Source organism: Sporocytophaga myxococcoides, from assembly GCF_000775915.1.
Classification (GTDB): Bacteria; Bacteroidota; Bacteroidia; order Cytophagales; family Cytophagaceae; genus Sporocytophaga; species Sporocytophaga myxococcoides_A.
On sequence record NZ_BBLT01000001.1, the window covers coordinates 138,939 to 153,086 of the forward strand.

Genomic DNA, 14,148 nt, shown 5'->3' on the forward strand with positions numbered 1-14,148 from the left:
TTATTGAGCTGTATAGGGCGAAAATAACTGAGTCTGGGGATTTTCATTTGCATTCATGCAAACATCGCAGGAGCCACAATTTTCAGTGTCATAGGTGTCCCCGAAATACTCCAGCAGATATTTTCTTCTACAGGTATTTATTTCGCAGAATTCAGCCATTCTACCCAGCTTTTTGTACATAAGTGCTGTTTGTTCCGAGTTGTTCTCAACTTCAACATAACGTTTCATTTTGGAGACATCAGCGCTGCTATAGAATAGTATAGCTTCACTAGGATTACCATCCCTTCCTGCTCTCCCTGTTTCCTGATAATATCCTTCAATATTTTTAGGCAAATCCATATGTACCACATATCTGACATCAGGCTTGTCTATTCCCATTCCAAAGGCAATAGTGGCAACAATGATTTTTACTTCCCCTTTGATAAAGGCATCCTGATTCTGGTCTCTTACCCATTTGTCAAGACCGGCGTGATAGGGTCTTGCATTGTATCCTTCAAGACGAAGTTTGGCAGCAAGTTCTTCTGCTGATTTTCTTGAGAATACATAAATGATTCCGCATTCTTGCCTTCTTGGTCTCAGGTAAGAAACCAGCTTAGCATAGCCGTCTTTTTTAGCTCTAACGTGGTATTTAATATTAGGTCTGTTAAATCCTGCCACTAATATTTCCGGTTCTTTCAGCTGCAGTTGTTGAATTATATCATTTCTTGTAAGCTCGTCAGCCGTGGCAGTTAAAGCAATTACCGGTACTCCAGGAAATTTATTACGCAGCTCTCCCAGTTGAAGAAACTCAGGCCTGAAGTCGTGCCCCCATTGGGAAATACAGTGAGCTTCATCAACTGCTATAAGAGAAACTTTTACTGATTTTAATAGCTCCATTAGTTCGTTTTCTTCCCCAAAGAACCTTTCAGGAGCCAGATATAAAATTTTTAATTGTTGGTTTTCAATTTTCTCAAGTGTGTCCAGTCGTTCACTTATCCCTATAGTAGAATTGAGGCAGGCGGCTTCTACTCCTTTAGCCCTGAGAGTATTCACCTGATCCTTCATAAGAGCAAGCAGGGGTGATACTACAATCGTTAATCCTTCGAATACAAGGGCCGGAACCTGATAGCAAAGTGATTTGCCCCCACCAGTGGGCATGAGGACAAAAGTGTCTCTTCCTGATAATATACTTCTGATTGCATTTTCCTGCTCAAACCTGAAAGCAGAATAACCAAATACATTCTGAAGAACCTGCAATGAATCCATCTGTGAAGATCAAAAGAAATTTGTAAAAGCCAATTTTAAAAATAAGTGTTTTTTTTATTTGATAACATGGCTAATTTTGAACAACTTATTAACATTTGCTTTCTGAGTTTATTCTTGATTTGCAGTTGTTTATATTTATAATAGTTGAAAAGTAATCAGAAAAGCATTTAATAGCTCTAGTCCTTTTCTGTTTTTCTAGCTCCTCTAACGAACAAGAAATCGATGATCCGAAAAAACGATGCCTCCTTACAATTGGCTGAAATGCTTGCAAGGCATGAGCAACTAGGTTATCTGTTGCTGGATTCCGATTTGAGAATTTTTAACATCAATTCCGAAGCAGAATACATTTTTGGTATTGCAAAAAATGAAGTGTTGGGATGTGTGATTACGGACCTGTTTCCATCTCTGAAGTACTCGGAACACATTACATGTATCAAAGAAGCTTTAAATGGAAATTCTAGAGAATTAAGAGATTTAACCTTAGGTCCATTTTCTGTTTTTTCCAGTGAGTTGTTCAGGTTCTCCTATCTGCCTTTCAAGGAAAATATTGATGAAAATACAAATGTTCTAATGCTTGTCAAGAATTTACCAAAGACTGCGGAAGTATTTAATCCAGGTGGGAAAAAGTTTGAATTTATAATGGACGAGATAGATGTAGGTATTTGGGAAGTTGATATGAAAGGTTATACATTATATCTTAATAAATCTATGTGTTCCATGTTGAACCTTTCGTCTGTTAATGACATAAAGGGAAAAGCTTATACTGAATTTTTTACTCCAAGAAGTATAGAGTCCATGAAGCGTCAACATCGTAAAGGAGTAAAAGATGTAGCTTCTGTTTTTGAAGGAGAATTGATTTCTGGTAATGGGAAAATACTGAATGTGATGATCCATGGTACTCCCTTATTTGATGACTCTGGGAAGGTAAAAGGGTATATCGGAACATTTACTGATATTACTCTTAAGATCAAATATCAGAGAGAATTAAAAAATTCAGAAGAGCGATTCAGAATGTTGTTTGAAAAATCTCAACGAGCAAACCTTATATCAAAAGACTACAAAATTATACTTGTAAATGATGCATTGTTAAAAAAGTTTGGATACAGTTCAGCAGATGAACTTATAGGAAAATCACCAACCGTTCTTTTAGCTTTATCTTCGGTTGAAACCATTAATGAACGGATTAGAAAAATCAATAATAAGGAAGAGGTAGAAAATACATTTGAGCTGTTTTTTTCCGATAAAAATGGAAACGAGTTTCCAGCAGAGGTGGAAATAACCTATTTTGAATTAGCAGATGGAAAATCTACACACATTTCCATTAAAGATATTACTGATCAGAAATTAGCCGAAGAAGAGATTAAGAAGAGTGAGGCAAAGTTTCGTAGTTTGTTTAATACACCGATGATCGGTATTGCCTTTACAGATTCAAGCTATAGAATAGTGGAGGCCAATTCAAAGTTTTTAGATATTATAAAATATACTAAAGAGCAGTTTGAGGAGAAGGAAATATATTGGAAGGATTTAACTCCTGAAGAACATATATGGAGAGATGATATAGCGGTTCAGGAATTTTTAAAGAATGGATTTATAAATCCATACGAGAAGGAATATCTGAGAAGGGATGGGAGTAGGGTACCTGTTTTTGTCGCATCTGCTATTTTAGGAGGGATAAATAACACGGGAGTAGTTTTTGTTATTGATGCTTCTGAATTAAAGAAAAGCAAGGAAGAGGCCAATAAGATTGCAGAAGAGTTGTCGAAGTTTTTGTATATGGCTTCTCATGATCTCAAAGGTCCGCTGGCTTCAGTGATTGGCCTTACCATGGTTGCTAAAAATGAGGTGAAAGATGCAAAAGCAATTGAATATTTTTCACTAATAGAAAAATGTACCAAAAAACTTGATAGCTCGCTGGTTAACCTTATGAAGATAATAAAGATAAAAAGTAATGTATTTGAGTTTGTTGAAATTGACTTCAGAAAACTGGTGCCGGAAGTATTGGATACTCTGATTTATCAGCAGGCATATGATCTTCCTATACTTGAGCTGAATGTAGAGCTTAAAGCACCATTTTTTTCCGAAGAGGAATTGCTAGTTTCTATATTTCAAAACCTTTTTGAGAACTCAATTAAATACAAGTCGCTTTTGAGAAAACTTCTGATTAAGGTAACAGTCAGGGATATTAATGATGCCATTGAAATTATTGTTGAAGACAACGGAAGAGGAATTAATTCAAAAATTATAAATAAAATTTTTGATATGTTTTATCGCGGAGATTATGATTCTAAAGGATCAGGGTTAGGTTTGTACATCGTTCAGAATGGAATTGAGAAGTTTAACGGCAGTATTTCTGTTCGAAATATTGAATCCGGGGGTGCTGAATTTCATATAATTCTTCCACGGGAACTAACCAGGTCCTGATATTCAGGAGGGCTAGCAGTTCATGAAAGTTTTTGGAATAGTTTAAGATTGTATATGATTGGGTAAACCGGTTTTAGGGATAATCGTATAATTTTATAATTAATATATACGATTATGAGAATTTTAAAACTGTTCGTTTTATTTTGTTTTGCGTTTCAATATTCTGATGCACAGGTTTTTAGGACCGGAGATGTTAATTTAGATGCAGCTCTAAGAGATTTTAATATTCATTCAAAGACAGATTTTAGTTTGTTTAAGAAGAAAATCAGTGTTGACTTTGGTTTGTCGGAGGGGAGAATAGATCATCTACTTTTATCATATAAAATGGAACCCGCTGATTTATTATTAGTTCTGGAGACTTCCCGCCATTGCAGTAAACCTGTTGAAAAAGTAATTGAATGTTATGAAGGAAATAAAGGCCACGGGTGGGGACAAATAGCCAAAGACTTAGGAATTAAACCCGGATCTCCTGAATTTCATGCCATGAAAAAAGATCTAAAATATAAATGTAAAGCGGATAAATATTATCATGGAAATGGGACAAATCAAGGGCATAGCAAAGGTAAAGGTAAGGGAAAAGGAAAAAAGATGTAATGTAGAATTGAAATAGTAATTATTAAGCTCAATGCGAAGAATGCATTGAGCTTTTTTTATGTGTTGCATATAAGCTTACTTACTTAACGAATCAATGCCATGCTCTTCTTAAGGCTGGTTTAACATTCCTTTATACTGATGGTTTTACTTATAAGCCACCAAAGGAAAAGCAACATGTTAAATCAAAATGATCTAGCTTTAATAGAAATTTTAAATGATTGCGGTGCAGTCTGCGAAATGTGTGCTACAGCTTGTCTCAGAGAAGACAATGTAAAAGTGCTTGCAAAATGTATTGAGTTTGACAGAGACTGTGCGGATATATGCAGAACTGCTGCAGCGCTTTTAAGAAGAGATTCTACAATAGCACATCAGTACCTTTTATTGTGTGAAGAAATCTGCAGAAAATGTGCCGAGGAATGCAGGAAACACTCTTCCATGCGACATTGTAAGGAATGTGCAGAAAAGTGTCTACGTTGTGCCGATGCCTGTCATGAACTGCATGAACCTATTTTGCAAAAGTAAATGTCATAAGGTTGTTTAATTTTTAAACAGCCTTTATTTATTCATTAATTTTAGAAAGAATTTTGCTTACTACTCCAAGGGTATAATATTTTGCAACATTCTCAATGTATTTTGAGAAATCTATTGGAGCATGATCATTGGCTGAATCGGAAATGGTTCTTACAACTATGTAAGGAATATTGAATTCATAACAGATTTGGCCTACTGCCCCGCCTTCCATTTCAACGCATAAAGCATCAGGCAATTCCTTCTGTATTTTATTCAATTGCTGAGCAGATCCAATAAACTGATCTCCGCAACAAATCTGCCCACTATACACTGCAGGGCTGTTAAGTGAAAATTGCTGAATATATTCCTCGTTAATATATTTTTGGAAATCATCCTGAAGAAACTCTTCGCAACAGGAAACAGCAAAGCAGACAAGAGAATCATGACATGGGAATATAGCTTTGTCTAACAGAGGAGCTTCAAATTGCGGAAACAAAGGGCGAGCGTCAAGATCATGCTGAGTAGCTTCAGTAGCTACAACGATATCTCCGACTTTTAATTTTGTATTCACAGCGCCGGCCACGCCTGCAACAATAAGGCGATCTATCCCAAAACGTTCAATCATTATTGCGGCAGTTACAGAAGAGGCTACTTTACCAATACGAGAAAGGGCTACAACACATTCATTGCCGTTGAGTGTTCCTTTGTAGAAATTTCTTCGGCCCGACTCATATACTGATTCTATATTCATGTTGGAAATGATCAGCTCGATTTCCTCAGGCATCGGTACAAGTATTCCCGTTAGCATAGCTAATTTTATTTTGGTAATTTTTAAAATTAATATTTTAGTTCAACAAACCCTTTGATGATGCTCTCTCCATTGTAGAAAACATAATAATAGGTTCCTGCCTGAAGCTGTTCCCCTTTATCAGAGTTGCCATTCCAGTTGTTTGCATAGCTATTTTTGCTATACCATAACTGGCCGAAACGATCAAAAATTTCCAGCTTATTGTCTTCTTTATTATTGATTCCACGAATAACAAAATAATCATTCATACCATCATTGTTGGGGGTGATAATGCTTGGAGCTTCCAGACGATCATGGCTGGTAAGTTGCACAAGGTAATCTTCTGTTTCTCCTGTTTCTCCCTGAGAGATACAACCTTGTTCAGATGTAAATGCTCCGGTGGTACGCATGCGGACTCTCAGTCTTCTTGCTCCGGCAAAATCAGCATTGCCAGATATGGAGAGGTTTGGGAGAGTAATCACTGAATCTTTGCCGAAAGAAGAAGAAAGGAACTCTCCTGCATCATCAAACTCACCATTATTGTTATAATCAATCCAGATGGCTGTATAATATGTGGGAGAAGATAATTTATAGTTTGATGTATGAATCTCTGCAGTATAGATATCTCCTAGGAAGATTTTCGTACTTATCTCCGACTGTGTATAATCTGAATATCCGGTTGGGTTGCATCCTGAATTTTTGTTTACTATTGATGCAAGACTGAAATAATCTATCTGACCTCCCGAACATGGTTCAAACGCAGTTGAAGCAGGGCAAGATGTGCCGGGAAGAATTACAGTTGATCCCCGGTTGATTTTTACAGCAAAGTCGACAGTGTCATATTGACTTCCTTCAGGTGTGAAAACGAAGCATCGCAGATTACCATTCGCTGCATTTTTATTAAAGCCTATGGCGATTGTTGGACCTGTTTTATTTGGAAATACAACATTTTCGTCCGAGTATTCCCACTCATAGGTGTGTCCGCTTAACTGAGGTACGATCGAATATGCCTGCAAAGTATTTTCTGCTACAATTTCTCTTCCTGAAATAGATAAGATCGGACCTTTCACCTTCAATTGTCTTTCAATAGTAGGAGCAGGAAGATAATTCTGATCCCCTTCCTGATAAGCAATAATAGAAGTATTTCCAATGCCAGTAAGTGTAATTACACTTCCAGATATTGTTGCGACAGTAAGATCAGAACTTTTGAATTGTAAGGGCAAAGCGGAAGATGAAGTTGCATTTATGGTAAAAGGAGGTTCCCCATAGGTTCGCTCAGCCATTGGTTCAAAGGTAATTAGCTGATTAGCCTTGTTTACATTTAAGATTTTATAAACAGGGATTGATGAGTAATAATTTTTGTCTCCTTCACACCAGGCACTGATAGTTACAGTCCCGGCTCCTGTAATTGTAATAGTATCTCCGGAAGTGGTAGCTATACTTTCAATTTCACTATAAAGAGTGATTGGAAGGCCTGAACTTGATCTCATATCTGGTACAAATGGAGCATCGCCATATGTTTTAGTGGGAATATCTTCAAAAGTTAATTCCTGTTGTGCTTTGTTAACTGTTAAATTCCTGGGTGATGATGCACCAGGGTAATAATTTTCGTTTCCCTCAGCATTTGCTATCAATCCTGTAAATCCTGCTCCTGTGATAGTCGCTGTTATTCCTGAAATTTTAACTACAGAGGTATCAGAGCTAATGTAAGTTATAGGTAATCCCGAATTAACAGATGCTTCCAGGGTAAATGGCTTATCTCCATATGTCATTTGGAATGGAGGATTAAAAGTGAAGATAGGTTCTATTCTGGAATCGTATTTTGCAATGAATAAGTCACCCTTATTCGCGGCGAAAAAAGCTTGTTGCTGCTGATCCGGGTCGAAATTACCACTACCGTCCACTGCTCCACCAATAAATACTTTACCTTTGCCGTTAACAGCGATAGCAGAAACAGTATCATTGTGGTTCCCACCGATATTTTCAGCCCAAATAAATTTACCGTCCTGAGAATACTTAGCCATCACTATATCTGTTCCCAGGCCGTTTAATGTACTTGAATTTGATGATTCCGGATCCGGATCTAATCTGTTTTGAAAAACGCCGGCAAGATAAATGGTGCCGGATGGTGAAGCAGCGACATTTAGTCCGCGGGCCACTGCCCCGCTTCCTATGACGAGAGACCATTTATAGTTTCCTAGTTCATCAAATTGAGCAAGCAGAATATTACAGGAAGATTTTGGACTGATATTGTTAGTTGCAGAGGAAGGGTCTATGTCTGTCTGCGTTTCCAATGATCCTGTAATGGTAATATAGCCTGAATTATCAATACAAAGATCATGGATCATGTTTGTTTTGTCCGAAAAATTATTCTGAAAAGTGTTGATCCATTCCAGAGTTCCTGTTTGAGAATACTTTGTCAGAAAGACAGCGCCATAACTGCTTTTTCGCTCATTCACTGGTTCATTAATATCAAAATCTATTGTTTGTGAAAAGTATCCAGCAGTATAAATATTTCCTTTAGGATCTGTTATATGAGCTGTAATTTCACATGTTGCATCAAAGCCAGTCATTATTCCGCCCCATTTAATTTCTCCTGTGGCATTGCTGTATGTAGAAATAAAAGAGGACTTTTTTCCTCTTCCTTGTTTGAAATATCCTTTGCTGTTAAGATCTAAATCAATTTGGTTTAACTGATTTTCAGAAGTCCAGTTTCCGGTTAAAGAAATATATCCGGACTCGTTAGTGGATATACCAATTCCCACATTATCCGAAGAGGATTTTATCATACCAGACCAAATAAGAGAACCATCAGTTCCTTTATATTTTGCAACAAATGTTTGTCTGATGCCGAATGTTCCAAATAGGCTGCGGATTCCATCTCCCGGATCGACATCTAAAGTTCCCTGAAAATATCCGGTGATATAAATATTGCCTTCTTTATCAATACAAATACTTTTACCCTCATCATCCTGTGAGGAACCGATTCCAAAGGCCCACATCAATTTTCCATCCCGACTATATTTGGCAACAAAGAGATCTTTCTCCCCACGTCCTACTAAAAATTTATTGGTATTAGCAGGATCAAAATCCATCCCTGAACCGGTGTAATAACCGGTAGCTATAATACTTCCGTCCGAATCAAGTACAAAGTCATTTGTTTGCTGAAGTTTTCCTTGTCCTTCATAAATGGAGAATCCCCAGTCAAACTTGCTGTATTGAGCTTTTAATCCGGTGATATTAAGCAGTAACAGGATGATTAAGAAAAATTTACTTTTCATTTGTAAAACAATGTCATTTGAAAAATAGACGATTTTTATATATTCAAAAATACGATTTTTAGGCCGCTTGACAATGAGTTTTATAAAGAGTCTTTAAATATAGGTATTTTGAATATTACAGGTTGTAATTGTTGATTTTTAGAGGATTATGATTTGAGGGGTACTGGTTAAAAGATTTAGAGAATTAAAGTAAATGGAAGCAGTTATATTTTGTGGTATTCAGGCTTCTGGAAAATCCACTTTTTTCAAAGAAAAGTTTTTTAAAACGCACGTACGGATTTCAATGGATTTGCTCAGAACAAGAAACAGAGAGAGACTTTTTCTGGAAACATGTTTAAAAACCAAAATGTCTTTTGTGGTTGAGAATACTAATCCTACAAGGGCAGAAAGAGAAAAGTTTATTTCAAAGGCAAGAGAATTTGGCTACAGAATAGTCGGATACTATTTTAAAACAAGCCTGAAAGATGCACTTGAAAGGAACAATAACAGAGATGGGAAGGAGTGTGTTCCTGAAGTTGGTATCAAGGCAACTTTAAAAAAACTGGAACTACCTTCATTTGATGAAGGCTTTGACGAGTTGTATTTTGTTGAAATTAAAGATGGAAAATTTATAATAAAAGATTGGTCTGATGAAGTTTGATGAATTGGATAGTAAGATGAGAGTTTATGAAACGGCTCATGATATTTGTGTATTACCGGGTATCTATATGGTAGCCCGAATTGATGGTAGGGGCTTTACAAGGCTTACCAAAGAAGTGCATCAATTTGAAGCTCCTTTTGAATGTAAAATTCAGAGATTATATGATTGAAACTGTGAAACACCTTATGAATTGTGGCTTTAAGGTCGTTTATGGATATACCGAAAGTGATGAAATATCTCTGCTGTTTGATTTGAATGAATCTTTGTTTTCACGCAAGCATAGGAAATACAACTCTGTACTTGCAGGTGAAGCAAGCGCTAAATTTTCCCTGCTTCTTGGCGGCCTTGCAGCTTTTGATTGCAGGATCTGTGAGTTACCGAATAAACATCTGGTGGTTGATTATTTCAGATGGAGAAATGAAGATGCTTACAGAAACTCTTTGAATGCTCATTGTTATTGGGCGTTGCGTAAGGATAACTTTTCACAAACCAATGCTACTAAGAAGATAGAGGGAATGAGTGTTTCAGAAAAGAATGAATTATTGTTTTCTTATAATATAAACTTTAATGATTTGCCTCTCTGGCAAAAGAGGGGTATTGGGTTTTACTGGACTTTGGTCGATAAAGAAGGATTTAATCCTAGAACAAACGAGCAGGTGATTTCTAAAAGAAGACAGTTAAAGGTAGATATGGACCTTCCAATGAAAGATGAATATTCAAAATTTATTTTGGATATTATTGAAGTGAATTACATTGATTAATATATTAAAGCTTTGGTGAATCAGGGCTTTTGCATAGACTAATTACCAGTTTTTTTGCTATGATATTTAATTTTTACTATAACCTTTATAATATATTCAGTTTCAGGTTTCAAAAATAGCATAGCAAAAATTTGTATCTGTTTTATGAGTTGTAAAAATTATAGTATAGCAAATGATGCCATAAGATCTCCCGGAGTATTAAAATTCTTTACATCATTCTTTTCGCTTTCATCTAGGTGAATATAAAAGCCTCGTCCGAAAGTCATGATATACTTAAGGCTGTTTTTAACCAAAAGTTTTTTTTCAGCCATGAACAAGATTCTTTTCAAAAAGTCTGATTTGTAGATTCCTATAAGCGGTTCTTCCTGCATGTCGTTTTTAAGGATATAATAGTCATAGTCCTCTGAAGAGTTGGAAATGTGCGCATCATATATTTTACATAATAATTCTGAGCTCATATCCCGTACATCGCAGGCAAGAAGGAAAAGATCTTTAGATGGAACATGAGAATGCGCAGAAAGAATTCCATTTAATGGACCTTCTATTATATTTTTATCTGTAATAAGATGTTCCGGATGGAATATGTCGGAGTATGGAAGCGTCTGATTTTCGTTGATAGAGACTATAACTTCCATAGGTAGCCGATTTAATTTTGCAAAGGCGTTTTCAGCCCAGGTCTGTCCGTTTTCAATCAATAGCCCTTTGTCTTGCCCCATTCTAGTGCTAAGGCCACCGGCCATCACTACTCCAATGATGTTTTCTTCCATAGCTAACTCAATTAATGATTGTGTTGATGTTCAAAGCAACTGCAATTATGTCCCCACTCATAGGTACCATCTGAGAAAAACTCCTGCTTCCAGATAGGAGCTTCGTGTTTTACCCTGTCTATAATGTATCTGTTCGCAGCATAAGCCTCTTCTCTGTGAGATGAAGCTGTAATAACGACTACTGCACTTTCGCTGATACCGACTTTACCTATTCTATGGCAGCATAACGCTTTGTGTAGTTTAAATCTGGTATAACTGCTTTCAATAATTTCTCTAATGCTTTTCTCTGCCATTGGAATATAGCATTCGTAAAAGAGATATTCTACATCTCTTTTATGGCTGTGATTTCTGACTTCTCCACTAAATAGCACCACTGCGCCTGCTTTTGGGTCATGCGCTTCAGATAACATCTTTATCAAGTCTATAGGATCTTCGGTAATTAATTGCATATCAGCCCCCGCTTGATGGTGGAATAATTAATAAATGTTCATTGTCTTTCAAGGTATAAGTTCCTTCAACAAAACAATCGTTTACCGCAAGTTTTGATTTGAGGAGAATGTTTTCTGCCTTCGGATGTTCTTTTAATAGTTGGAAACGCACCTCGTTTGCGGTAGTGCCTTCCTGTAACTCTATATAAAACTGCGGATCTAGATAATCTTTCAATGCAGCAAATACCTGTATTTTAATTTTCATTTTTATCCTCCGATATATCTCATAGACATAACACTTCCGGCAAACTGAACTTCTTGTTTTTGAGATAACGCTTGTTTTAGTGAATATTCTAATTTTAATGAATCATCTGAGTGATCCTTTATACTTATGCCATCATCATTGCTCAGGCAGCCATAAATATTTCCATAGCTGTCAAGTCGCAATCTATTGCAATCTCTGCAAAATGGATGACTTTCATTTGCTATAATTCCAAAGACCTGTTTTTTGTCCGTGATCCAGTAAGTGGCAGTGGCGCTATGCTCCCTGTCCATTGGAATAAATTGATGTCGCTCGGCAATTTTTTCAAGGATCTCTTTTTGTGAAAAATAAATTTCCTTGTAACTGTTGTGAAGATGTCCCATTTTCATTACCTCAAGAAAACGAATACTGATTCTTCTTTCTCTTGCAAAATCGAGCAATGGGAGTATCTGATCTGCGTTCATTCCTTTCATCACAACGGTATTAAGTTTTACGGGTAAGCCAATGGCCAATGCATGATCAATGCCCTCAAGAATCTTCTTCAAGTTTCTTCTTTTAGAAATTATAAAGAAAGATTCAGGATCAATGCTGTCCAGTGAAACATTGATATTGGTTATACCAGCATTCTTAAGAGATACAGCTTTTTCTTTCAGGAAAACTGCATTGGTTGTCAGCTTTACCTTTTTGATACCAATCTCTCTGATCCCTTCAATAAGATTGACGATATCTTTATATAATAAAGGTTCTCCACCTGTAAGCCTCACTGTTTCCAGGTTCAGCTTATGGTGCAGGCTTTTGATTATTTTAATATATTCCTTTGTTGTCAGAATATTACTCTCCGGATATACTGTCTTTTCCGTCACAGGTTGATTTGTACAATAGTTACAGAAAAGATTACAGGCATTGGTAAGACTTACCCTCAAAGTTTTAAATGTCCTGCCATATTTATCATTCAGCATAATTGTATTTTTTCAAAGTAATATTTCGGAATTTACTAATATAAATGATTCCTTTTCTGAATCGCAAACCGGGCATCTGTATGAGGAGGGCAATTCTTCAAAGGCCCTTCCTGCAGGTATTTCTCCAATGTCATCTCCATATCTGGAGTCATATATAGTAAGGCAGCTTTGACACTGGAATAATTCTACAGCCTCGTGAGGCCTCTGATTAATTTCAATTTCTTCCTGCAAAGATTCAGATTCAAAATGAGCATCAATAGAGTTAAGCTTTTTGTAAAATACTTCTGTGAGGTACGTTAATACTGTTGGTACATCACGCTTCTTAACATAAGAAGCATAAGATATAGTCTCTCTTGAATTGATGTCAAAATTTTTCTTGTAACTGATGTTATAATAATCCAATAACTTTATCTTCCCTATTTCAATTCTGAATTTTCTTCTTATGATTACAGAACAGGCAAGATCTACATCTGTAGTTCTGATTCCAAAGATCAAACCGTTTGTTCTTAGTCCTTCTTTAATAAAAGATCTGGTGATGAACTTCTTCAGTTTAGTGGCTTCCCTATCAAGATCAGGAATCTGCCAGTTAAGTTCAAGAGAAGAATGACCAGTGTTGATTTTATATTTTCCCAGAAGCTTTTCCCATTCAAATATATCTTTTCTTTCTATGTTTTTAATAATTATAGAGCTATTAGAAGTAAGATATATCGAGTTGTTGTTCGTTTCAGAGCACAAGAGACAAAGGGATTCCAGGAAGTTTACATTATAAGAGTTATCAGAGTTGTAGATCCCCAGCCACCATTTCTGATCTTCCTGCTGATGGAAACCTTCATAATATGGGAGCTGATAAGGTGGATAATCAAGTTGATTAATGATGGGTATGGTATTCCATTTTCTGAAACTGAATACATCATCTTGAAGATATTCAAAAGAAGCAGATGGGATTTTCTCAAATGTTTGTTCTATTGCTTTGCAGAGTGGAGGAATTTCATTTGACTCTACCAGAAAAGGCCAAAGGTCATATCCTTTCTGATTTTTTATTTTAAGATAAAGAAACCAGAACCCTCTGAATTCAGACGCTATAAAATTTAATTGTCCTATAAACAGGGGTGTCAGAGACTGCAGAGGATCTACAAGATTGACTTTTAAAGTTGGTTGGAAGTCAAAGTTGGAAAGTATCTGATGAAAGGTTCCTTCTGAAAGCCAATTGGTAGTTTCCTGGATATGAATAGCCGGATAGGAGGTGACTATATTTTGTTCCTGGGTTTTTTCAGTTTCGAATTTATATTGAAGAAAGCTGAATCTTTGTTCGAGAGATCGTTTATATTGATCTTTACATTTTAAAATTAACTCTTGTCTTGAGCTTATATGAATAGAATTGGTACCAAAGTGGTGTGCTGATGATACCACTTTGCGCAAATCTCCGGGAGATAATATCCCACCAGGAATAAAGAACCTTATGAATATGTCTTTGCTCATTTCTATTCTTCAGA

The 14,148-nt window shown here is 36.3% G+C and carries 14 protein-coding genes; 6 read left to right on the forward strand and 8 right to left on the reverse strand.

All coding sequences use genetic code 11. The features are described from left to right. Window positions 1–1,245, reverse strand: a complete 1,245-nt coding sequence (locus MYP_RS00635; protein WP_052429847.1) for a RecQ family ATP-dependent DNA helicase — start codon at window positions 1,243–1,245, stop codon at window positions 1–3. 222 nt (window positions 1,246–1,467) lie between these two features. Between MYP_RS00635 and MYP_RS24625 the strand changes: the two genes are divergently transcribed. The 3 genes from MYP_RS24625 (at window position 1,468) to MYP_RS00650 (ending at window position 4,782) form a co-directional block, all read left to right on the forward strand. Then, entirely contained in the window at window positions 1,468–3,666 is a 2,199-nt protein-coding gene (locus MYP_RS24625) for a PAS domain-containing sensor histidine kinase (RefSeq protein WP_052429848.1), read from the forward strand. Between the two features lie 114 nt (window positions 3,667–3,780). After that, window positions 3,781–4,260, forward strand: a complete 480-nt coding sequence (locus tag MYP_RS00645) for a hypothetical protein (protein WP_052429849.1) — start codon at window positions 3,781–3,783, stop codon at window positions 4,258–4,260. Window positions 4,261–4,434: 174 nt separating this feature from the next. After that, window positions 4,435–4,782, forward strand: a complete 348-nt coding sequence (locus MYP_RS00650) for a four-helix bundle copper-binding protein (protein ID WP_045457081.1) — start codon at window positions 4,435–4,437, stop codon at window positions 4,780–4,782. A 37-nt stretch (window positions 4,783–4,819) separates the two neighbouring features. Here MYP_RS00650 and MYP_RS00655 read toward each other — a convergent pair whose 3' ends face one another. Further along, window positions 4,820–5,578, reverse strand: a complete 759-nt coding sequence (locus tag MYP_RS00655; protein WP_045457084.1) for a 5'-methylthioadenosine/adenosylhomocysteine nucleosidase — start codon at window positions 5,576–5,578, stop codon at window positions 4,820–4,822. Window positions 5,579–5,607: 29 nt separating this feature from the next. Beyond that, window positions 5,608–8,838 (reverse strand): gliding motility-associated C-terminal domain-containing protein, encoded by a 3,231-nt coding sequence (locus tag MYP_RS00660; protein WP_045457087.1) that lies wholly within the window; start codon window positions 8,836–8,838, stop codon window positions 5,608–5,610. Window positions 8,839–9,031: 193 nt separating this feature from the next. Here MYP_RS00660 and MYP_RS00665 point away from each other — a divergent pair, with 193 nt between their 5' ends. Genes MYP_RS00665 through MYP_RS26685 form a run of 3 tightly spaced genes read left to right on the forward strand, consistent with a single transcriptional unit; the run spans window position 9,032 to window position 10,239 of the window. Beyond that, window positions 9,032–9,478: an AAA family ATPase gene (locus tag MYP_RS00665; RefSeq protein ID WP_045457090.1), complete on the forward strand. Its 447-nt coding sequence runs from the start codon at window positions 9,032–9,034 to the stop codon at window positions 9,476–9,478. Next, a complete protein-coding gene (locus MYP_RS26680) occupies window positions 9,468–9,647 on the forward strand; it encodes a tRNA(His) guanylyltransferase Thg1 family protein (protein ID WP_262506716.1) in 180 nt (59 codons plus the stop codon). The genes MYP_RS00665 and MYP_RS26680 overlap by 11 nt, the downstream gene beginning before the upstream one ends. Beyond that, window positions 9,640–10,239 (forward strand): tRNA(His) guanylyltransferase Thg1 family protein, encoded by a 600-nt coding sequence (locus MYP_RS26685; RefSeq protein WP_262506717.1) that lies wholly within the window; start codon window positions 9,640–9,642, stop codon window positions 10,237–10,239. Before MYP_RS26680 ends, MYP_RS26685 begins: the two co-directional genes overlap by 8 nt. A gap of 158 nt (window positions 10,240–10,397) precedes the next feature. Here the strand turns inward: MYP_RS26685 and mobA are convergent, their stop codons facing one another. The 5 genes from mobA to MYP_RS00695 are packed head-to-tail and all read right to left on the reverse strand — an operon-like array spanning window position 10,398 to window position 14,134. After that, window positions 10,398–11,006 (reverse strand): molybdenum cofactor guanylyltransferase, encoded by a 609-nt coding sequence (gene mobA, locus MYP_RS00675; RefSeq protein WP_045457094.1) that lies wholly within the window; start codon window positions 11,004–11,006, stop codon window positions 10,398–10,400. Window positions 11,007–11,017: 11 nt separating this feature from the next. Continuing rightward, window positions 11,018–11,455 (reverse strand): molybdenum cofactor biosynthesis protein MoaE, encoded by a 438-nt coding sequence (locus MYP_RS00680; RefSeq protein WP_045457097.1) that lies wholly within the window; start codon window positions 11,453–11,455, stop codon window positions 11,018–11,020. 1 nt (window position 11,456) lies between these two features. Beyond that, the gene (locus MYP_RS00685) at window positions 11,457–11,699 is read right to left on the reverse strand and encodes a MoaD/ThiS family protein (protein ID WP_045457100.1); all 243 of its coding nucleotides are present in this window, start codon (window positions 11,697–11,699) and stop codon (window positions 11,457–11,459) included. A 2-nt stretch (window positions 11,700–11,701) separates the two neighbouring features. Beyond that, window positions 11,702–12,655: a GTP 3',8-cyclase MoaA gene (gene moaA / locus MYP_RS00690; RefSeq protein ID WP_052429850.1), complete on the reverse strand. Its 954-nt coding sequence runs from the start codon at window positions 12,653–12,655 to the stop codon at window positions 11,702–11,704. Window positions 12,656–12,667: 12 nt separating this feature from the next. Next, a complete protein-coding gene (locus MYP_RS00695) occupies window positions 12,668–14,134 on the reverse strand; it encodes a rubredoxin (protein WP_045457106.1) in 1,467 nt (488 codons plus the stop codon). Window positions 14,135–14,148 lie beyond the last annotated feature (14 nt).